We start from the raw sequence: 20,665 nt of genomic DNA on the forward strand, positions 1-20,665 counted from the left end.
GTCTCCTTCAGGAAAAGGCGCGCAGGCGCAGGGTTTCGGGCAGGACCGGCGCGATCAGGCAGGCGGCGAGCGTCGCCACCCCGCGATGCCGGTCGGTCAGGAACGCGCCGGGGGCCTTGAACAGGCCGCGCAGGGCAAGGCGCAGAGCAGTGCTGCCCGGCTTGCCCGTCCGCAACGCGCGGCGGGAGAGGTAGCGCAGATGCCGCGCCTCCGCGCGGCGGAGGACCCCGCGGGAAAGGTGCGCCTCCACACCGGCGATGGCCTTTCGCCAACCGCTATGCATTGCATCGAGATCGGCGGACAGCCCGTCGCGGCTGGTCCGGTAGCGCAGGTGCAGTTCCGGCCGTCCGACGACGCGCGCACCACCCGCCACGGCACCGATCAGCCAGGCGAGATCCTCCGCGTGGCGCAGGCTTTCATCGAAGCCGCCCGTGCGGGCGAAGATGTCCTGCCGCACTGACAGGTTCGAGAGCGTGCAGAGCGGGTTCTGTCCGAGGCAGTCCTCCAGTCCCAGCGGCCCCGACCGCGCGGCGGAGACCGCATGATCCAGACCTGTCTCGCCGTCGAAGAACGCCACCTGGCCGAACACCGCATCCGTCCGGCAATCGCCGAACCCGGCGACGACCGACGCCAGCTTGTCCGGCAGCCACAGGTCGTCGGCGTCCAGAAAGGCGAGGATCGCGCCCTTCGCCTCGGCCGCGCCGACATTGCGCGCGCGGCTCGGCCCGGCATTGGGCTGGACGATCACCCGCAACCGCGTGTCGCGTTCGGCCAGGGCGTAGAGCACGCGCGGGGTTTCATCGGTCGAGCCGTCGTCGACGCAGATCATCTCCCAATCGGCGAAGCTCTGCGCCTGCACGCTCGCGATGGTCCGCGCGACGGTGGCCTGTGAATTGTGGCACGGCAGGATGACGGAGATCGTCGGCATCGTCAGGCACTCCTCAGCGAACGGGGGGCAATCAGCGGCAGCGAGGCGGCCAGCTGGATGACGGTGGACACGGCAAGGTAGCCCCAGGCGATCGCCTCGATCCCGTGGGGCGCCAGCAGCCAGGTCGAGGCTGCCAGCGCGCAAGTCATCACCAAGGTCACGCGGAACTCGACTCCGGGCCGATCCTCCGCCCGGTACCATTGTGCGGTGCCCGACCACAGCATCGCGGGCAGCGCGGCGAGGCACAAAATGGACACGGTGTCGGAGATGAAGGCCCAGTCCTCCCCGAACAGCAGCGGCACGTAGACGGGGGCCAGCAGCGCCTGCGCGATGATGACGGGCGCAGTCAAGCAGGTGGCGAGCCACGTGGCCTCCCGCGCCGCGCCGCCGCGATCGGCGGCCTGCGCGATGCGGGGAAAGACCACCCGCGCGAAGGCGACCGACGCGGATGTCGCCAGCCCCAGCCCGGCATTGAAGGCGAAGAAGTAGATGCCCAGCGCCTCCGCCCCCAGCAGCAGGCCGATCAGCAGCTTGTCGATCTGCAAGCGCAGCGCCTTGACGATTTCGCTGCCGAGGATGCACGCCCCGAAGCCCACGAAGGGAGCGACGGGCGCGCGCGTGTCGCCCATGATCCGAACGGGGTGCAGTCGCCGCATCCCCCACAGCCACAGCGGCGCGGTCAGCACGCGCGGCAGGATCAGCGCCATCGGCACCGGCCAGATCGCGGCCATCAGCGCGGTGGCGATGTTCGCCGCCACCACCTGCCCCCCCGCCACGGCGGCGGTGCCGGTCAGCTTGCCCGCCCGCATGGCCAGCGCGCAGTTCACGATGCCCGCGGGCATCACGAGATATTCCAGCGCCAGCAGCCCCATCATCAGCGGCACGAGCGCCCCGCCGGTCCAAGCCCAGATGCAAGCGGCCACCCCGCATTGCAGCCCGAACAGCGCCACGCACCACCCGGTGAACAGGCGCCTTCCCGTCGCGACCACCCCCGGCAGATCGCGCGCAGACGCCGCGATGATCCGTTGCACCACGCCATTCTCGGTGAAGGATTTGAGGATATCGCCCGCCGCGATGGCGGCTGCGGCCAAGCCGATCGCCTCCGCCTCCATCACTCGGGCCACCACGAGGATCACGGCGACGCGCGACAGCTTCTGCACGATCTCGCTAAGGCCGTTCGTGGCCAGCGCCGTCAGAAAGGATCGCGAGGGGGACATCGGCTTGCTCCGTTCTTGTCTCCCTCTTTCTTTACGGCCCCCCTTCCGGCCCTGCCGCATAGCGAAGGCGTCGGATCGTGGCGCAAATGGCACGGGCGGCTGACCTTTTGGATAGGCGGGCGTGGCAATGGGCGGGCGATGGTCGCCACAGCTTCGTCGCTGCGGTATTCAGGAGGTCCGGACCCTTCCTCCGACAGGACGCAACAGCGAGCTCCGCGCATGCATCATCGCCTTCCTGCCGTCGTTCTCCTTTTAGCACTGGCTCTCGCGGGCTGCGCCAGTCACGAGACCCCGCGCAATGTCGAGGCGCCCGAGGACGGAGAGGCTTACCAGGCCCGTTACCGCTCTCCGCTGACCGAGGGTATCTCCGGCTTTATCGATAGCGAGCGCTGCATCGACACGCCCCCCGCAGCGACGATCGTGAGCCATCCGGGGCTGCCCGGCGCGCGCGGGGCGGAAGTCCTGTCGGTCGGGGATCTGCTCCAGGTCTTCGTCGAGCAGGACGAGACCTTCTCGGGAGATTACGTGATCGGCATGGACGGCCGCCTGCGCCTGCCCTTCGCGCGGCCCGTCGCGGCGGCGGGGCAGAGCCCGGCCGAGGTCGAGGCCGCCATTGCCTCCGCCCTCGTCGCGGCGGAGATCTACGGCTACCGCCCGCAGGTCTCGGTCCTGCTGGCCGACTATGCCGAGGCGGACGTCTTCGTCTCCGGCGCGGTGTTCGAGCCGCGGCAGGTGGTGATCGGTGGTGCGAATGCGCAGACCCGGGATCTGGTGCGCCAGACCTCGCGCGGTGCGGCGACCACCTCGCGAACGCTTTCCGCCGCGCTGCGCAATGCGGGCGGGGTGCGGCCCGATGCCGATCTCGCGCGGGTCACCCTGATCCGGGGCGGCACGCGGCAGGAATTCGATCTCAGCGGCGCGGTCGCGGGTCTCCCCCACGCCGACCCGGTGCTGATCGCGGGCGACACCGTCGCAGTGCCGTCGCGCAACTGCTTCCAGGAGGCGTTGATGGTGCCGAGCGCCATCTCGCCGCCCGGCGTCACCGTGTTCCTGTCCAACACCGCCGAAACCGTGCTCGCCAACGCGCAAGGCGCGATTCCCGACGCGCGGGAAATGCGCTACGGCACCCGGTTCCTGCAAGCAGTATTCGGTCTGAACTGCGTGGGCGGGTCGAAGCTGACCAATGCGAACCGGCGCGCGGTGCTGTTCTCGCGCAACCCGATCACGGGGGAGAGCATCGTCATCGACCGCTCGATCGAGGACATCCTGCGCCGCGCCGATCGCGACGAGTTCAATCCCTACATCCTGCCGGAGGATGCGATGGCGTGCTATGACAGCACGGTCATCAGCCTCAAGAACCTCGCCGCCGCGCTGGGCATTGTCGGCGCGGCGATCTACGTGGCGGACTGAATTCCTCCGCCGCGCCGCGGCTCGACGATATGCGGCGCCCCCCGCGCCTGTAGCGACAACCAAGTAACGTCCATCGGCCTCCAATAACCCATTGATATTACGTGGGTCGAAAAGCGGATTTTCCGCCTTCTTGTCCATTAAACAGCCAATTCGTGTCCATCGAACTCATCGGAAAGTTCTTTCAGATAGCCCAACTACTACCTCTGAAAACATAGTGCAAAATCGCAGCTTCCGAAAACAAAAAGGGCCGCCGAATGGCGACCCTTGGTAAGTTCAATTTTTGAAGTCCCCTGCCCCGCTTTCAGCCGAGGCAGTGTCCTGGTCTACGCCGGCTCGAACTCCGGAAGATCCGCGACCCGGTAGAAATCCACACCGACTTCGGCGCGGTCGATCGCAGGGCGCACGCCCCGTGCCCGCAGACGAGAAACCACCTCCTTCCGCTCGAGGTCGTGCGCATTCGCGATCCGAACCACAGTCGTGAACTCGGACATGAATGAGGCCACTTCCCGAGCGTCGAACCGAACGAAGCAATGCCGCCCGTCCCGGCCTTCGATCACAATGGACGGCAGACGCGGCCCGACCTCGCGTTCGACCAGCGCCCAGCCGGTGGCCTTCGGTACCCGCAGCTTGCCGAAGACCGCCGTTGCCGAAAGACCGCGCATATGCGCTGCGAGTGCCGCGCGAACTTCAGCCGCATCGACGAGCACAGCAGCGATGCCGTGGACATCCTGAAGACATGCGACGTTATCGAGGAAGCCGCCGAGAATGAGGTGAACGATCTCGACGCTCTGCGCCTTCGCCTTTTCGGCCGCTTTCGAAATTGTCACCATGCCGGACGGCGCCGCCGCAACCGGCCGTGCCGGAGCGTGGAGATCCGCGGGCAGCTTGGCGACCGCGTCCTCACCGACCGACTTCCAGATGCGGCCAGCGGAGTCCTTCGGCCCGCCGGCGAGCGGCATGAGCAGACGTTCATCCAGGAGCTGATCAACGACAGGGCGCGTGCAGCCAAGCGCCTCACCGAGCTTGCTCACGTTGATGGCTCGCGGCACCGAAGCGGCCAGGCGCCGACCGGCCTCGGCATCGAAGACGTGATACGCGCTGATCTTGGCCTCGGTCGGGATCAACCCGCCCGCCGCCAGGATGTTGCGCAGGGTCTTCGGATGCAGGCCACTCTCGGATGCGAGGGACTGCACGCTGTGAAACCGGCGCTGGGGCAGAGCCTCGCCCAGGATGACTTCCCCTGAATCGACCACCATGGTTTCGAAGATGTGCTCCCGCATGATGCGCCTGACATCGCCGGGCGCTTTGCGGAGCTTCGTCGCGGACAGCCACTCCCAGAGCATGCCGTACATCTTGCGGCGGCCCGGCATGGCCCCGGTGCGCTCGAAGGCGATCCGCGCATCTTGAAGCGCCCGTCGGATTCCAGCCTCCCCTTCCGACGTCACTTCGAAGCCCACGCGCCCGGCTTCATCCCACTGATCGTGGCTGAGTTCGGAGGCCTTCGCGCAAGGTCCGAACACCAACAGCGCACCGACGAATTCCGAGGTCTTGATGGCTTGCTCGAGAGTCTGGCTGTCGAGCCATTCCGGACCCATCACGCCATCGAGCCGCGACAGGACGTAGCCCTGCAAAGGGGACGGTTTCCTCTGAACGCAGCCGTCGATCAACTGGCGAAGATCGTTCCTCCGCTCCGGCACGTGACGCGCCAGCTCGTAGAACTTGCGATCGTGCCCTTCGACGCGGCGGTGGACGAGCGAGATACCATGCCGCGCGCAGGTGCGGACGGGGCGCAAGGTCCAGGCGAGGCGCTGGCGGCGGGACACGGCGACATCGGGGGCGTCGGCATCGTCTTCAAGCAGGCAGGCCGGGCAGAAGACGGTGTCGGGACGCGAAAACACCTCCGCGCTCAGCTCGTGGCCACGCAGGATGTAGTCGTCCTTCGCGATGCTGCGCGCGGCGTTGCGATGCAGCACCGCCGGGTCCACTCCGGCAACGCAAGCGAGGCGGTCAATCGCGTACCTATCCCCGAGAGCCAGAGCGTCGGGACGAACGCGAATGTCATGGAGAAACGGGACAAGCGGTTTGTCGAGGTGGACGGCTGCGAGACGCGCCCCGAAGGAGAGCGGGGTTTCGTCTGCGTGGCACGGCAGATGTGGGAAGAGAGTCGGCATGGTCCGGCTCCTATAGATACGGGAGAGGTTTGCCGGGGGCAGCAGCGCGGCATGGCGGGCCCCGCCGCAGGATTCAGCCGAGGTCGATCGACGACCACCGCGGCGAGAGGAAGACATTCCGTCCGACCTCGCACCCTTCCTGCTCGAAGAAGGCATCTGCGAAGTGCTGGATGTCGAGCGCGGTATCGCCGCGCGTCAGCGCAATCTCGATGGCCGAGATGATCTGCTCGATGCAGATGCCGAGACGGTACCGCCCGACATGGGCGAGACGGTCGACCAGGTCGATTTGCCCGGGCCGCCCGAGTCCGGCGCGGTCGCAGAACTTGCCGATCAGTCCCCAGACAAGCTTGCTGTCCGCCGACGTGGTGATCGGCGGCAGGTCGAACTTCGCGAAGCGGCGCTGGACCTGGTAGTCGAAGGAGATGCTATCGTAGAGGCTCTCGATCCCACAGAGCACCACGATCACCGACCCGTCTCCCTGCATGAGGGATTTCAGGGTCCGGAGGATTTCGTAGGCCTCCGACTTCGAGCCCTTGGGAAACAGGTCATGGGCTTCGTCGATGACGAGAACGATCGTGCCGAGCAGCCGGAACCGTGTCCGGACATCATTCCAGATTTCCCAAGCAGTGCGCTTGTTTGCGAGCTCCCCGTAGCCGGTCTTCTTCAGGATCTCGAAGCCCACGCTCTTCATGGTGGCGGGGTTCGGTACGGTGATCTCGACGACAGGCATAGAGGCATCTTCCGACGGCTGGAGCGCCGGGTGCTTGCTGACCGCTTTTTTGATCAGCGTGGTCTTCCCGCTGCCAGCCCCGCCGACAACGGCAATACCGCGTCTCTCGCCGGCGGTCCTGACGGCCTCACCGGCCGAGATCGGGTTGCCATTCACGTCCATGGCCAGCAGTCGGTCCAGCCGGGCACGGAACTCGTGGTCCCGTTTCAGGGTCAAGTATTTCCCGCGCAGGTCGGCTACGGTTTCGCAGATGAAGCTGCGGTCTTGCAGATCTTGAGTAGTCATCATTTGTCCTCGAGGTCGAAGTCAGGTTCATCGGGGCCGTCACCCTGGGTTGGGTCGCGCTCCGAACGGACCGGATCTGCGTACGGCGAGGACGGCGCGGAACCGCGATCCTCTGGATTCAAAGTCGAAGTTCTGACTTTTTCGTGATCTTCCGCGGAGGGAGTGAAGTCCTCTCCGAGTTCGTCGGAGGCGGCGCGCGGCGACGCGCCCTGCGCATCGGGCTCAATTGCGAAGCCGATGAACAGGTTCTTCTCTTCCTTCTCAAGCTGCTCTTTTGACCAGTTTTCTGAAAGGAGGCCCACACACGTTTCATGGCCTCGCCATTGATCCGCTCGATATCGTCGATCGCCTTGTGGACAATATGTTCCTCAAGCGCGGCCTCACGCTTGAAGCGGGCGCGAAGGTCACGGCAGGCTTGGCGCGAGGTTTCCGCCCGCAGACCGCGGTGGCGCGCGAAAACCGACGGGATCTCGATCCACTCTCCGTCGAGCTCGACAGCGATCGTCCCTATGTCCTCGCAATACCAGCGTAGATTGAGCTGTTTGTGTCGCTTGTGCAGCATCGTCTCGGCGAGGAAGTCGGAATGATAGCGTACGCCAAGGACGGTGATTCCGTCCTTCTGGACGGACCGGCTCATCCGCGTCCCAAAAGCGAGCCGACGGCGCCACAGATCTGCCGGGGGCGCGACCCCGTACTCCTCGGTCAGCCGTTTCCAGCAATTCGCTGGCATCTCTCCATCGAGCCCTTCATGCGGCGTGCGGTGATAGATATCGACGACCCAGCGGGTGAGAGCCGCACACAGATCGTCGATAGTGAGCGCAGCTCGGCCCTTGGAGTCGTAGTCGCCGCGCTCGACCACACTGCTGAAGGTCCGCCCAGTGAGGCGCGTCATCAGGTTGACCGAAATTGTGCGGAAGACCCGTTCGATCCGTGCCCGCATTTCCGGCAATCCGGCTGGCGCATGCTCGAATGAAGCCCCAAGATCGCGTGCGGCGAGCCTCGCGTCGAACGAGATGTATTCGCTTCCACAATCCGCGACTATGAGCTCCGGCGTTCCGCGCATGGGCCACGGACTCAGCGTGCCCACCGCATCGGCCCAGACGCCCTTGTCACGGCCGATCATATCGATGGCTTCAATGGTGGTCTGCGCGTTGGGCGATCGGGAAAGGCGCATGGCAAGGATGCAACGCGTGGTCGCACAAATCGCGACGGTCAGGTGCCAGCGCTTCCTCTCGCCGGTCAGGCCGAACCCGATCTTCTCTTCCTCAGAGAGGAAGTTCATGAGCCCTGAATCGGTGAGCAAGGTAATTAGGTCGACCTTCCAGGTATCGATCTCGACCCGCTGCAACGGACGTGTCAGGTCCAGACCGGCACCGACCGGCGCGTGCTTGCGACGTGCCTCCTCAACCCCGAGACGGGCAACATCACAATGATACGGGTCCAAATCTAAAATCGCCTGGCGAACCGTTTCCTTCGACGGACGCATCAGGTCCGGCCGACCCTCGGCGCGGCGTTCTTCGTTTCTTCTTGCGAAGGCGCGCTCGACATCTTTTTGAACTGCCGCTTGGGTCATGCCCGGCGCCATGTAGTTGCGAACGCACTCCGCGAGCATGCCTCTGGTTTCCAGGCAAAGCCGCGCCTCTCGGTTTCCGCGCCGCCCGATGCCGTTGTAGAGGCCGGACACGCCGAGATCCTCATATGCCGCAAGCCAGCGCCTCAGCGTCCGCGCACTGAACTTCGGGACCTTGTATCCCGACGAGCTACCAGACGTGCTGTCGTATTGGCTCGGCGTTTCAAGCGTCCGGGCCGCCTTGCCGGTGATGGTGTCTTTCGCGTCCGTAATCGACGCATCCGTCCGCACAACCACGCCCTCTCGCTCTAAAGCAAGGAAGGCCGAGACAACTGCTTCCTTCCCTCGGGCCACGCGATGCATGGCATCGGGAAGCCGCAAGAGTAGGTCGGCAGGACGCTCCAGACGGGCCTTAGCGCTTTCGGGCAGCAAGACGCCCCGCTCGTGTTTGATGCGACCAAGATCCGCAAGCCTCGCTATCTCGCTGCGGGAAAAGCTCTCGGCCACTCCACTTCCGTCGACGCGTACAAACGCGTAGCCGGTCTCCGTTGTGTCGAATGGGCGATACTCGATGCCGCTGATGGTCACGCGGTCGCCCTTGGCGAAAGCGAACCGGGGCGTGTCGGCGCTTGGAGCGAAATCCAGCATTACCAGGCCCTCCGGCGAACCAGCGTATCGGAAGAGATCCGTTCATGGGCGACGAGCTCGAGCTCATTTCTGCGGATCAGGCGAACGACGGATCGGAATCCGGGTCCCCGGCACCCGGCCGCCGCGGCGATATCGGAAATCCGTGCCGCACCGACGATGGACGCGACGACGTCGCGGACGGCAGCGTCGGGCTCGGGATCGGGTTGCCGCACGGCATGGATCAGTTGGGCATTGTGAACCTCGACGGGATCGAGGTCCGCCATGGTGATCAGGCTGAGACGGTCAGCGAAGTCGGGCACGGCCCGACGCGCCAGATCGCGTAGCCCCACCCGGAATTCCGGATCGAATGCCTTCGGGTTCTTCTTCACCACCAGAGCAATGCGGCTCCCGTCGCTCAGGGTGGCGCGGTAGTCGAAGTAATGCCGATGGGTCTGGCCTTCCTCGTCCAGCCAGCGGAACAGCACCTGGTTTTCAAGGTTTACCACGTCGGGACGCGCCAGCATCACCAGCCCGACCATGAATTCCGTGTGGCTCTCGAACTCGATCTCGCGGCCTTCGTCGTCACCGTCGATGAAGCTGCCGGTGAAGTGTTGTTGCACGCCCATCTTGATGGAGCGGTCCCCGACGGGCGGGAGGGGAAGACGGACGCTTCCCGTCGGTGTCATGTACATGGTCGGTGTGCCTTTCGAACCGTGTCTGCGTTCGGGCGCGGAAATTTATCCGGGCCGGCCTCCGCGGAAGCGCCTTCAGCGAAAAACTTGTATCGCCCTGTAAGCGCAGGATTCTTTTCTGTCCGCCGGCCCCGCGATGGCGGCCGGCGGTCTGTCGAAAGCGTGGTGGCTATGAGCTGAGCATCCGCATTACGTCCTTCTCGGCGGCGACTGCGTCGAGCACGGCTGCCCGGGTTCTCTCGAAGTCAGCCAGCAGATCCCGCACCAGGAGGAGATGTTCGCCCCGATTGCTGTAGACCGGCACCTCCCTCAGCTCGTAGCTCTGTCCCATATCGTCGAAGTGGGTTTCGACGGTGCGCCGCTGAATACCGATCACCTCCGATGCGAGATCACGCTCGACGACGCCGCGGAGGGCCTCGACCGAGGCATCGTCGCGATCGTCGAACGGGTTTCGCTCGGAGAACCGCTTCAGGCTGCGCGCAACGAAGCCGAACGTCTCGGCGCTGCCCCCGGCGTAGACGGCATGGGCCTTCGCCTCGAGTTCGCGCCCGAGGCGCATGGCCTCCTCCGCGAGACTCTGGAGCGAACGTTCGGTGTTCTGGTGTTTGATCATGTTGGACTCCCGAAGGCCCAGCCACTGCGGCCAGGCGTCAAGGCCCGGTCTCTACGAGAGAGACCGGGAGGAACTCAGGCAGCGAAGGTGCCGATGTCGTCGAACACACGACCGCAGTCGGCCTCGAGCCCCATGGCGTGCAGGAGATCGTCGAGCAGCTCCGTCAGCAGACAGATCGTCTCGACCTCGGCCGATGCCGGATGCAGGTTCGCGAAGAGCGCCGTCTCCAGGCACTCGGGGTCACCGACATCACCCAGCGCCAGCAGCCGATGAAATGCGACCAGATCGCTTTGCACGCGGCGATCGATGCGCGCCGCTGTCTCGAGCCGCAATGCGCAGGAGACCACGCGGGCCTCGGCCACTGCTCCTCCCAGCAGCGCCGCGGCCTGGGCAAGCTCGTGCCCATGGTCGAAGAAAAAGCACCGCACGCCGTCGAGGAGTGCGTCGCGGTGGTCGAAGTTGGCAGAGTCGAGCATTGATGTCGCTCTTCATGTTTGCGCTGCACCGATGCGGCAGCTTCAAGATCGCCCGGCTCTCCCTTCTGCGGCGTGCTGTTGTTGCTTCGAAATGAAGATTGGCCGGTCGTCCCGGCGACGAAGGAAAAAACTGATAAAAATCTGTTTAGAGTGTATCGGGGGGGAATCCCTACGGTTGATCCGCTCCCATCGGGCAACGCCTGCAAGCAAAAATTGGCGAGACGTGCTGCGTCAGATGTTCGACATGAGGTATCCGGTACGGTAGCTTCTTACCATGACAGCTCTCGATATCGCGTTTTTGACTGCGTACTCTACATCGACCGTGTTCGTCTTGGCGTTCGTTGCCTACCTCCTGAGGACGGCCGGGCGGCCGCGGCCGCATGATCCGGAAGCCGTGGATCGGCTCATCGAGGAGGAGCGGAGTCGTCGTGCAATCGCGGAGGTCTCACCCAAAGCCGTCCAAGATGATCGCGTAGATCAGTATCGCTATCTCGTCACGAAATCAGCGGATGAGACGTCGGCAGACGGCGCAATTGATCAGACGCCTCAAGAGTACGACTTGGACGCAGCCGCGGCGGCGCTCGGCGACGTATGCCGGCGCTTCAACATTGAACTGCGCGGGACGCCCACTGGGGTTCAGATGGTGCGCAGGCAAAAATGCTGATGAGGGTATGCACTTTTGCCGAAGTTCCAGTCAGACCAAAGCAGTGCCCCGGCGGTTGTGATAATTGGGCGCACGCGGAGCCCCCAGCGTAATGCAACGCGCGACCGGGCGTGACACTGGCGGTATTCTACACCACGCCGTGGGCACTATTGAACGGAAGGTCCAGTCAGGATCGATCGCAACGGCAGTCCCTCATTTAGGAAGGGCGGGTTGCAGACCTTCGCCGCGAAGGCGGGATGCTTTCGGCCAATCTGCGAAAGCGGACGTGATGGTCGCTGAGGTGTCCAGCTAACTCTGCACCGGCGCAAGCCTCTACGAGCCCCTAATGACCGCGCGTAATGGTCGTGATCTCTCGCGCGCAGCATTCTCCTCAGCAGGGCACGCACATCCAGAGACTATTCATTCCTCTGCCGATCATCAGCGAGTCATTTTTCAGGGACCGATCCACGACGCACGCGCCGCAGCTGCCAAATCCACACAGTCCACGCCGCCAAACCGTGAACAGCGATTATCGCCAGAGAAATGCCCAGAAAGGCCAAGGGCAAAGCAACTGGAGCAAATAGGCTCCCGGCTGCGTCCAAGATCGCGGCACGATATCGAAAAAGCCAAACAGCAGAGGTCAGGGCTGTCAGGGCGACGACGACAACCGCCAGCGCCCTTGGTCCCCGAATATAACCTCTTCTCCGCCCCGTTCGGATCAGCAGTGCCGCGTAGAGCCCGACCCCGGCAGACGTCGCCAGGGCGAGCCCTTCTGCCCCGAGAACGGGCGCGAGCACCAGCTTGAGCGCGAGGTTGACCGCCGTGGCCGCGACAAGAAGGGTCAGCGGTGTGCGGGTATCGCCTCGCCCATGGAAGGCGGCAACCGCAGAGCGCACACCCAGCGCGGGGACAAGTCCCACTGCATAGGCGGTAAGAATCTGCGCGGAGGCACGGGCTTCCTCATGCCCGAAAGCGCCTCTGACGAACAGGATCTGGATTGCCCAGTCGCCGAGCAGCGCCATGATCACCGTGATCGGAGCTCCGACGAAGAGGCAGATCGTCAGGGCTCGATCGAGAACTCTGCGCATGCCCTCATCGTCCCCGAGCGCGGCGCGGCGGCCGATCTCCGGCAGGATCACCGTGCCGAGGGCCACGCCCAGCAAGCCAATGGGCAATTGGTAGATGCGGTCGGCATAGTAGAGCTGGGACAGGGACCCGGTCGGCAAGAATGTGGCGATGACGGTATCGGCGAAGATAGCGATCTGGAGCGCGCCTGCGGTCAAAACAGCCGGCCCGAGCCGGCGGAAGAACGTCCCTGTTGCCGGGGAGAGGCCGAGGCGGGGACGAGGAAGGTCGATACCGGCACGCACGGCCGCGATGGCAAGAACCCCGACTTGTGCCAGCCCTGCGATCAGCACACCCCACGCCGCTGCATGAGCCACGCTCGGGAAATGATCCCCCAGAAGGAGCGTGGCGAGCATGGAAAGGTTCAGAAGGATTGGTGCGCCGGCCGCGGCGGCAAACCGGTCCCGAGCGTTCAGGAGTGCAGAGAGGAATGCCACCAGGGACATGCAGAGAAGGTAGGGGAAGGTGATCCGGGTCAGCGTGACGGTGACCGGCCAAGTCGGGTCGGCGGACGTCAGACCCGGCGCCAGAACGCTCAGCATCCATCCAGTAGCACCTACGGCAAGCGCGAACAGAGCGATGTTTGCCAGCACCAGCCAGCCGAGCACTTGGGCCCCGAGGGTCGGCGTATCTCCACCACGCGCATCCGTAGCCGTCCATGTCGGAAGAAACGCTGCGTTGAACGCCCCCTCAGCGAAGATCGCGCGAAAATGATTGGGCAGTCGAAACGCCAGCATGAAAGCGTCGGCCATCGGCCCGGCACCGAGCGTCGCAGCCAGCAGGATGTCCCGCAGAAAACCGAATATCCGACTGGCAAGTGTCAGACCGGAAACCGTTCCCAGCTTGCGCAACATGCGGCGGCCCCCCAAAGAATTCTTGTCCGCAATCCTGGCTTGCAGGACGAGCCTGAACGTCGCCCGTGCGCGTCATGGTCGTCAGGCTGCGGTGAACGTCCGGACGAAGTCGCTGGCTGGCTTCGCGCGGATGTCCGCAGGCGGTCCAACCTGCTCGATCCGGCCCATCGACATGACCACGATAAGGTCGGCGAGTTCCATGGCCTCCTCCTGGTCGTGCGTTACGAAGACTGTAGTGAGACCGGTGCGGTCATGAATTTCGCGTAGACCTTTGCGCAACTCCTTGCGGACCTTCGCATCAAGCGCGCCGAACGGTTCGTCGAGGAGGAGCATGCGCGGATCGATGGCCAGCGACCGGGCCAATGCAACGCGCTGCCGCTGACCGCCGGAGAGCTGGGTTGGATACCGTCCGCCGATATCGGGCAGCTGGATGAGATCGAGCAGGCGGTTCACCCTGCGTCCGATCTCCGCTTCGGTCGGCCTCTCGTGCCGTTTTCGCGCGCGTAGCCCATACGCGATGTTCTCGAAGACCGTCATGTGTTTGAAGAGCGCATAGTGCTGAAACACGAAGCCGGCCCGCCGCTCCTGCACACTGAGACCGGTTGCGTCCTGCCCGTCGAAGCGAACCCGGCCGGATGTCGGAAACTCGAGTCCCCCAAGGATGCGCAGGAGCGTTGTCTTACCAGAGCCCGAAGGCCCCAAGAGCGCGATGAGCGCGCCCGAGGGAATAGCGAGGGAGACGGGATGCAGCGCCCGCTCCGTCCCGAACTCCTTGGCGAGGTCTTCGATGTCAATGTTCATGGGATGGGTCCTTTCAGTGACGCCGCGTGGCGGCCAGCACATCTGCGTGACGCCATTCGAGAGCGGATTTGAGGGCAAGGGTGACAAGCGCGAGCAGCGCCAGGACCGCCGCCAGGGAGAATGCGGCGACGGAGAGATATTCGTTGTAGAGCATCTCGATCATGATCGGCATGGTGGTCGTTTCGCCGCGAATCTTGCCGGAGACGACGGCCACCGCCCCGAACTCTCCCATGGCGCGCGCATTGCAGAGGAGCACGCCGTAGAGAAGGGCCCAGCGGATGTTGGGCAGCGTCACCGTGAAGAAAGCCCGCCAGCCGCTCGCTCCGAGCGTCAGGGCTGCTTCCTCTTCAGCGCGCCCTTGTTCGATCATCACCGGGATCAATTCGCGCGCAACGAAGGGAAAGGTCACGAACATCGTGGCAAGCACGATCCCGGGGAAGGCGAAGATGATCTTCATGTCGTTCGCCACGAGCCAGGCGCCAAACTCGGAATTCGCGCCAGCGAGCAGCACCAGCGACAGGCCCGCGACCACCGGCGAGACCGAGAACGGCAGGTCGATGAGGGTGATCAGGAACGCCTTGCCGCGGAAGTCGAACTTGGCGATGGCCCAGGCGGCCGCGATTCCGAACACCGCGTTCAGTGGCACCGCGATGGCCGCGACGATGAGCGTCAACTGGATGGCGGACCGGGCCTCGGGCAGCGTCAGCGCCTCGAGTGCCGCGCCGACACCTTGCCTCATCGCCTCCGTGAAGACGGCGATCAGAGGGGCGAAGAGAAGGATCGAGATTAGAACGATGACGATACCGATCAGCACACGGCGCGCCAGGCGCGGCTCGGTTGCCGCATGTTCGGCATGGATGAGAGATGCCCCAGACATTCACAATTCTCCAGTTGGGATGGACGAGGTCGCGAAACCGGCACCTCGCATCGAGACAGGCACCGCGTGCCAGATGTTCCCGGACTGCGTGCAGAGCCGTAAACCCGACAAGGCCTATCGGGCTCGCCAGCAGCCACGTCAGCAATGTCCAGACCCGGCTGCCGGTGACAGAGAGGACGATCAGCGCCAAGGCGCATCCTCCGAACCCTATGAGGCCAGCGAGAAAGATTCTTGCGCCCGCGGGAACCTGCCTGTCGAGGCGGCACGCGCATTGGTTCCTGACGATATTAGGCAAGACCGATCCTCCGTCTGCTCCAGATTTGGATGAGATTGATGAGCAGTAGCATCGCGAAAGAAATCACCAGCATGGCGATGCCGATCGCGGCGGCGGCGTCGTAGTTGTATTCCTCAAGCCGGATCACGATGAGGAGCGGCGCAATCTCGGTCTGGAACGGCAGGTTGCCGGCGATGAAAATGACCGAGCCGTATTCCCCGACCGAGCGGGCGAGCGCGAGCGCGAAGCCCGTTAGCAGAGCCGGCGTGAGGGTCGGCAGGATCACCCGGCGCAGAGTATAGGCGCGCCGGGCGCCGAGGGTCGCGCTGACTTCCTCCACTTCCCGGTCAAGCTCTTCGATGACGGGCTGGACTGTGCGGACCACAAAAGGCAGTCCGATGAAGATCAGCGCGAGCCAAATGCCAAGCTCTGTATAGGCGATCCTGATCCCAAGGGGCGCCAGAACCTGCCCGAAGACACCGTTTGGCGCGTAGAGAGCGGTGAGTGCGATACCGGCCACGGCCGTCGGCAGCGCGAACGGCAGGTCCACGGACGCGTCGATCAGGCTGCGGCCCCAGAAGCGGTAACGCACCAGAACCCACGCGAGCAGCAGGCCGAAGACGAGGTTGAAGAGCGACGCGACCAAGGCCGCACGGAAAGAGAGCGCAAGTGCCGCCCAGATGCGACGGGAATTAATCATTTCCCAGAGATCCGCCGGTCCGATCGATAGACCTCGCCCCAGAAGCGCGCCGATCGGCAGAAGCACCACGATGCTCATCACGGCCATCATGATGCCGAAGCTCAGCCCAAACCCCGGGAGGGGTGAGGGCGAGCGCAGGATGCTCGCCCTCATCGTCACTGCTCCGCATAGATCTGGTCGAAGATGCCGCCCTCACCGAAGAACTCGGGTTGCACTTCGGTCCAACCGCCAAAATTGTCGATCGACAGGCGCTGAACCTCAGGGAACCTTTCGACATCTTCCTGTGCCGCAGCGGATGTGTCCCAAGCCCTGTAATAATGCTTCAGCGCGAGTGCCTGCGCCTCGGGGCTGTAGAGATGTTCGAGATAGGCCTGGGCCGCTTCGCGCTGTGCGTCGGAGGTGATGTTGCCGTCAACGAGTGCGACTGGCGGTTCTGCGAGCATCGACACAGATGGCACGACAATATCGAAGGCGTCCTCGCCCTGTTCGGCGAGCGCGAGGAAGGCTTCGTTTTCCCATGCGAGCAGCACGTCGCCTATTCCACGCTGCGTGAAGGTGTTGGTCGAACCACGCGCTCCGGTATCGAGCACGGGCACGTTTAGATAAAGATCGGACATGTAGTCACGCACTCTCTCCTCATCGCCGCCGAATTCGTCCTGTGCCCAAGCCCAAGCGGCCATGAAGTTCCAGCGCGCTCCACCCGAGGTCTTCGGGTTGGGCGTGATCACCTGCACGTCCTCCCGCGTCAGGTCTTCCCAGTCGGAAATGCCCTTCGGGTTCCCATCCCGAACGAGGAATACGATGGTCGATGTGTAGGGCGAGGAATTGTGCGGCAGGCTCGACTGCCAGTCCCCGGGCAGTTTGCCGGTGCGCTCGGCGACCGCCGAGATGTCGGCCGATAGCGCAAGGGTCACCACAGTCGCCTCGAGACCGTCGATGACCGCCCGGGCCTGCCCGCCGGAGCCGCCATGCGATTGCTGGACGGTGACGGCATCATTGCCTTGCGCCGTCCACCACTCGATGAAGAGCGCGTTGTAGGCCCGATAGAACTCCCGCGTCGGATCGTAGGAGACGTTCAGGATCTCGATCTGCTGCTGGGCAAGAGCCGGCGCTGCTCCGCCCATGGCCAGACCGATCATGGCTATGGCGGCGAGAAACCCGCGGCGGTCCACGCCGCCGGCTGAAGCGTTCTTACCGGTTGTTGCCGCCACGAGCGCTCGGGGCGAAGTCGTTGCTTCGACGCCCGCGCCTCTCCTCGTTCTGACGGCGCCCGCACCTCGGGAGTCATCGGTGCCTGATAGATCGTTGCGAAACATGTCATCGCCCTTCGCTGAAGCCTGTCGAACTCTCGTGCCAGGCCGGCGGGGCGCGAAGCGCATCCGTGGGATGCAGGACCCACGCCAGCGCCGCCTGACACACAAATAACGACAGACTTAGTCGTGATTATCAAAAGCATATTCACGCTCTTTTTGAGCGCAAAAAGAGAAGATTATTCTCCCGCAGACGCCTCGAAGCTGCCGAAGCGCTCCAAGGGGCGGGAGTCTTCCTGAAGATCCGCCAACGTCAGCGACTCGATCATCAGGATGTATGTCGAGTAGAAACCACCGAAGACGGCCCGAACCCGGCATGTCGCCTCGTCACAATTCTCGCAGCGCTGATAGGCGCGTTGCGACAGGCACGGCAGCGGAGCGAGCGGACCGTCGATCAACCGAAGCACCTCTGCCAACGAGATGCGGCGGGATTCTTTAATCAGCTCGTAGCCGCCTTTCCGGCCACGGCGGCTGCCAATCAATCCGGCGCGCTTCAGATCGAGCAGGATGTGTTCGAGGAACCGCTTCGGTGCCCCCGAGCGCTTCGCTATCTCCTCGATTCTGAGGGCGTTGGCATCGTCGGCCTTCTCATCGGCAAGAACCGTGAGAGCTTTCAGCGCATACTTCGTCTTGTGGGTTATCATCCTGAACGATGTTCCTTGGGAAGTGCGACCAACATGGTCGACTTTAACAAGCTGATCACAGAAAGCGAGACTCAACCCGTAAACACGATAAACATGATCGACATTTATGTGAATCATGTCATGCTCGCCCGACTCGTCGCATCACGGTCCTTATGGCGAAGGAGGCGCAGAATGAGATTCGATCGGATCGACCTGAAGATCCTGGACCTTCTGCAACGGGACGCCACCACCCCGATCGCGCGGATTGCCGAGCATGTGGGTCTGTCCCAGACCCCATGCTGGAAACGCATCCAGAAGCACGAAGCGGCAGGAACGATCGAGGCTCGAGTGGCGCTCCTCGATCCGGATGCGCTCGGCCTTGGTTTGACGGCTTTCGTCATGGTCGAGGCCATGGAGCACACGCCAGAGTGGCGCGCGGAGTTCGTTTCGGTGCTTTCGATGCTCGAGGCAGTCCGTGATGTATACCGGCTTGCCGGAAGCTATGATTTTCTTCTGCGCATCGTTGTGCCGGATACCGCGGCCTTCGACGCTCTTTATGGAGAGCTTACGACCAGGGTCAGGCTAAGGGCCGTCAACTCGCTCTTTGCTATGGAGCGCGTTGCGGTGAGCTCTGCTCTTCCCCTTTCGCTGGTAGCCGCCGAGCGATCATAACTTGAGCGTGTTAGCGGACCCGTAGCTCGTCATCCGTTAGCTCATCCATATCGTCAACGCACCAGCAGGATCGGCACCTTGCACGTGCGGATCATCTCCATGCTCGTCGAGCCGACGAAGAGCGACCGAAGTCGGGAGTGACCGGAGGCGCCCATGACCAAGTGATCGAACTCCGCCTCCTCAATGAGTTTGCCAAGGGCCTCCTCGGGCTGGCTAGGCAAGACGCCGGTATCCCCATCGAGTCCCTTAGCCGAAAGCAGTGCCTTCGCATCTTCGAGCCCTTTCTTCGCCGCCTCCGTCTCGGACCCGACCGTGACGATCCTGATCCCGAGGCCTGTATAGAGTGGAGAGCGCGCCACGTAGTCGACGGCGCGAATAGCGCTCGCGCTACCGTCGTGGGCGATGAGAACCTTTCCGATTGGCTGGAACGCCCGGGAGGCGATGAATAGCGGCTTCGACGCAGCACGGACGACGCGTTCCAGGTTCGATCCGAGGTGCCCCTTGGCGAAGTCGGCGGCCTCGCCGCGCTTGCCGATCAGGATCATCTCGGCGTCACCTTCCTTTTCGGTGTCAATCGGCGTCCAATTCTGACCCCCTATCGGCGTTGAAGATTGACCCCTCTGAGCGCACCGGAAGCTGGCCCGATGCGGTGTAGCCATCATACAGCGCAACCGGATCGGGCCAGCGATGTTCTGGGGCTCAGGCTCGGGTTTTGAAGCGCCAACTTTCGTTGCCGGTCTCAACGATGTCGCAATGGTGTGTGAGCCGGTCGAGGAGCGCGGTGGTCATTTTGGCATCGCCGAAGACGCTCGGCCATTCACCGAAGTCGAGGTTTGTCGACACCAGGATCGAGGTGCGCTCGTAGAGGCGGCTGATCAGGTGGAAGAGCAACTGTCCGCCGGTCTGAGCGAACGGTAGGTATCCGAGCTCATCGAGGATGACGAAGTCGAGCCGGCAGAGCAGATCGGCGGTGCGGCCCTGACGATCGGCGCGCGCTTCGGCGTCGAGCTTGTTGACGAGGTCGACGACGTTGAAGAAGCGGCCGCGCTTTCCGCTTCGGATGCAGGCTCGGGCGATGCCGACGGCGAGGTGCGACTTGCCGGTTCCGGTCCCGCCGATCAGCACGACGTTGCGCTGCTGCTCAAGGAAGTCTCCGCCCGCGAGGTCGCGGACCAGGGTCTCATTTACCGGCGTCTCCTCGAAGTCGAACTCGTCGATCTCCTTGGCCAGCGGCAGCTTGGCAATGGTCATCTGGTATTTGATCGAGCGCGCCTGCTTCTCGCTGATCTCGGCGGTCAGTAGATCGCCGACGATCTTCTGCGGCTCGTGCTGTCGCTTCACGGCGGTGGCGATGATTTCGTCATAGGCCGCCTTCATTCCGTAGAGCTTGAGCTGGCCCATCACGTCCAGCACCTGCGATCTTTCCATGGTCCGGTCTCCTGAGGCTGTCGTAGCGTCTACAATCGGCGACCGGCTCGCAGCTCAGACGCAGCGCGTCCGGTGTCGTGATGGTCAGCGGCGGCCCGGGCTCCCGGCGCCGGGCGAGGATGTTGAGAACGACGGCGGACGAGTGAACGCCCTCGCTCAGCGTCTCGGCGCAGGCCGCGTCTACCGCGTCCAGCCCGTCGGTCAGGACCGCGCTGAGGATCTCGACCATCTGGCGGTCGCCATTCGGCACGCGGCCGAGCTTGCGCCGCACGCGTCGCATTGCCAGCGGCAGCTCCCAGCCCTTGAACGGTGCGCCGTTCCGCAGCGCGCCCGGCTTGCGCGCGAGCACCGGGACGTAATGCAGCGGATCGTAGATGTCCTTGCCGCGACCGAAGGCACGGTCGTGCTCGCCCACGATCTTGCCGTCCTGCCAAATCTCGATTCGTTCGGCATAGGCGCGGACCTCGACGGCCCGGCCGACCGCGCGGGCATCCACGGAGTAGCGGTTGTTGTCGAACCGCACCAAGCAGGTCTTCGAGACCGAGGCGGGAACCGCGTGGAAGCCATCGAACCGCCCGGCATAGTGAGGTGCTCCCCGGAAATTGGGCACTGACGGAAGCTACGATCTGAGGTCATCTG

19 protein-coding genes and 1 pseudogene are annotated in these 20,665 nt (G+C 63.9%); 3 read left to right on the forward strand and 17 right to left on the reverse strand.

Features of this window, described 5'->3' with window-relative positions; translation table 11 throughout:
* Positions 1 to 7: 7 nt before the first annotated feature.
* Positions 8 to 928, reverse strand: a complete 921-nt coding sequence (locus RX333_RS11545; protein WP_316015096.1) for a glycosyltransferase family 2 protein — start codon at positions 926 to 928, stop codon at positions 8 to 10.
* A 2-nt stretch (positions 929 to 930) separates the two neighbouring features.
* Positions 931 to 2,145 (reverse strand): oligosaccharide flippase family protein, encoded by a 1,215-nt coding sequence (locus RX333_RS11550; RefSeq protein WP_316015097.1) that lies wholly within the window; start codon positions 2,143 to 2,145, stop codon positions 931 to 933.
* 219 nt (positions 2,146 to 2,364) lie between these two features.
* Between RX333_RS11550 and RX333_RS11555 the strand changes: the two genes are divergently transcribed.
* Positions 2,365 to 3,555: a polysaccharide biosynthesis/export family protein gene (locus RX333_RS11555; RefSeq protein WP_316015098.1), complete on the forward strand. Its 1,191-nt coding sequence runs from the start codon at positions 2,365 to 2,367 to the stop codon at positions 3,553 to 3,555.
* 323 nt (positions 3,556 to 3,878) lie between these two features.
* Here RX333_RS11555 and RX333_RS11560 read toward each other — a convergent pair whose 3' ends face one another.
* The 6 genes from RX333_RS11560 to RX333_RS11585 form a co-directional block, all read right to left on the reverse strand.
* Positions 3,879 to 5,726 (reverse strand): TniQ family protein, encoded by a 1,848-nt coding sequence (locus RX333_RS11560; RefSeq protein ID WP_316015099.1) that lies wholly within the window; start codon positions 5,724 to 5,726, stop codon positions 3,879 to 3,881.
* 73 nt (positions 5,727 to 5,799) lie between these two features.
* A complete protein-coding gene (locus tag RX333_RS11565) occupies positions 5,800 to 6,741 on the reverse strand; it encodes a TniB family NTP-binding protein (protein WP_316015100.1) in 942 nt (313 codons plus the stop codon).
* Between the two features lie 118 nt (positions 6,742 to 6,859).
* Positions 6,860 to 8,959, reverse strand: coding sequence for a Mu transposase C-terminal domain-containing protein (locus RX333_RS11570; RefSeq protein ID WP_316015101.1), 2,100 nt, complete (start codon positions 8,957 to 8,959; stop codon positions 6,860 to 6,862).
* Positions 8,959 to 9,630 carry a hypothetical protein gene (locus RX333_RS11575; RefSeq protein ID WP_316015102.1) on the reverse strand — a complete coding sequence of 224 codons (672 nt, stop codon included), beginning with the start codon at positions 9,628 to 9,630 and terminating at the stop codon, positions 8,959 to 8,961. Before RX333_RS11575 ends, RX333_RS11570 begins: the two co-directional genes overlap by 1 nt.
* Positions 9,631 to 9,799: 169 nt before the next feature.
* Positions 9,800 to 10,243 carry a hypothetical protein gene (locus RX333_RS11580; RefSeq protein ID WP_316015103.1) on the reverse strand — a complete coding sequence of 148 codons (444 nt, stop codon included), beginning with the start codon at positions 10,241 to 10,243 and terminating at the stop codon, positions 9,800 to 9,802.
* A 74-nt stretch (positions 10,244 to 10,317) separates the two neighbouring features.
* Positions 10,318 to 10,719: a hypothetical protein gene (locus RX333_RS11585; protein WP_316015104.1), complete on the reverse strand. Its 402-nt coding sequence runs from the start codon at positions 10,717 to 10,719 to the stop codon at positions 10,318 to 10,320.
* 274 nt (positions 10,720 to 10,993) lie between these two features.
* Between RX333_RS11585 and RX333_RS11590 the strand changes: the two genes are divergently transcribed.
* A complete protein-coding gene (locus RX333_RS11590) occupies positions 10,994 to 11,383 on the forward strand; it encodes a hypothetical protein (protein WP_316015105.1) in 390 nt (129 codons plus the stop codon).
* A gap of 425 nt (positions 11,384 to 11,808) precedes the next feature.
* On the opposite strand, the gene murJ is transcribed toward RX333_RS11590, so the two are convergent.
* The 6 genes from murJ to RX333_RS11620 all read right to left on the reverse strand — a co-directional run bounded on the left by murJ (position 11,809) and on the right by RX333_RS11620 (position 17,947).
* Positions 11,809 to 13,341 carry a murein biosynthesis integral membrane protein MurJ gene (murJ, locus tag RX333_RS11595; protein ID WP_316015106.1) on the reverse strand — a complete coding sequence of 511 codons (1,533 nt, stop codon included), beginning with the start codon at positions 13,339 to 13,341 and terminating at the stop codon, positions 11,809 to 11,811.
* A gap of 81 nt (positions 13,342 to 13,422) precedes the next feature.
* Positions 13,423 to 14,142 (reverse strand): sulfate ABC transporter ATP-binding protein, encoded by a 720-nt coding sequence (locus tag RX333_RS11600; RefSeq protein WP_316015107.1) that lies wholly within the window; start codon positions 14,140 to 14,142, stop codon positions 13,423 to 13,425.
* Between the two features lie 13 nt (positions 14,143 to 14,155).
* A complete protein-coding gene (gene cysW / locus RX333_RS11605) occupies positions 14,156 to 15,019 on the reverse strand; it encodes a sulfate ABC transporter permease subunit CysW (RefSeq protein ID WP_316015108.1) in 864 nt (287 codons plus the stop codon).
* Between the two features lie 287 nt (positions 15,020 to 15,306).
* Entirely contained in the window at positions 15,307 to 16,146 is an 840-nt protein-coding gene (gene cysT, locus RX333_RS11610) for a sulfate ABC transporter permease subunit CysT (RefSeq protein ID WP_316015109.1), read from the reverse strand.
* A 2-nt stretch (positions 16,147 to 16,148) separates the two neighbouring features.
* Positions 16,149 to 17,309, reverse strand: a complete 1,161-nt coding sequence (locus tag RX333_RS11615) for a sulfate ABC transporter substrate-binding protein (RefSeq protein ID WP_316015110.1) — start codon at positions 17,307 to 17,309, stop codon at positions 16,149 to 16,151.
* Positions 17,310 to 17,482: 173 nt separating this feature from the next.
* Complete coding sequence (locus tag RX333_RS11620) at positions 17,483 to 17,947, reverse strand: Rrf2 family transcriptional regulator (protein WP_316015111.1); 465 nt, start codon at positions 17,945 to 17,947, stop codon at positions 17,483 to 17,485.
* Between the two features lie 171 nt (positions 17,948 to 18,118).
* Between RX333_RS11620 and RX333_RS11625 the strand changes: the two genes are divergently transcribed.
* The gene (locus RX333_RS11625; RefSeq protein ID WP_316015112.1) at positions 18,119 to 18,598 is read left to right on the forward strand and encodes an Lrp/AsnC family transcriptional regulator; all 480 of its coding nucleotides are present in this window, start codon (positions 18,119 to 18,121) and stop codon (positions 18,596 to 18,598) included.
* Between the two features lie 53 nt (positions 18,599 to 18,651).
* Here the strand turns inward: RX333_RS11625 and RX333_RS11630 are convergent, their stop codons facing one another.
* The 3 genes and pseudogenes from RX333_RS11630 to RX333_RS11640 all read right to left on the reverse strand — a co-directional run.
* Entirely contained in the window at positions 18,652 to 19,143 is a 492-nt protein-coding gene (locus tag RX333_RS11630; protein WP_316015113.1) for a universal stress protein, read from the reverse strand.
* A 154-nt stretch (positions 19,144 to 19,297) separates the two neighbouring features.
* Positions 19,298 to 20,026 carry an IS21-like element helper ATPase IstB gene (gene istB / locus RX333_RS11635; protein WP_316015114.1) on the reverse strand — a complete coding sequence of 243 codons (729 nt, stop codon included), beginning with the start codon at positions 20,024 to 20,026 and terminating at the stop codon, positions 19,298 to 19,300.
* Positions 19,959 to 20,609, reverse strand: a pseudogene (locus RX333_RS11640) (Mu transposase domain-containing protein); the annotation flags it as partial. The gene istB and the pseudogene RX333_RS11640, both read right to left, overlap by 68 nt.
* Between the last annotated feature and the right edge of the window lie 56 nt (positions 20,610 to 20,665).

Source organism: Roseobacter sp. HKCCA0434 (genome assembly GCF_032464675.1).
In the GTDB taxonomy this organism is placed as follows: domain Bacteria; phylum Pseudomonadota; class Alphaproteobacteria; order Rhodobacterales; family Rhodobacteraceae; genus Pontivivens.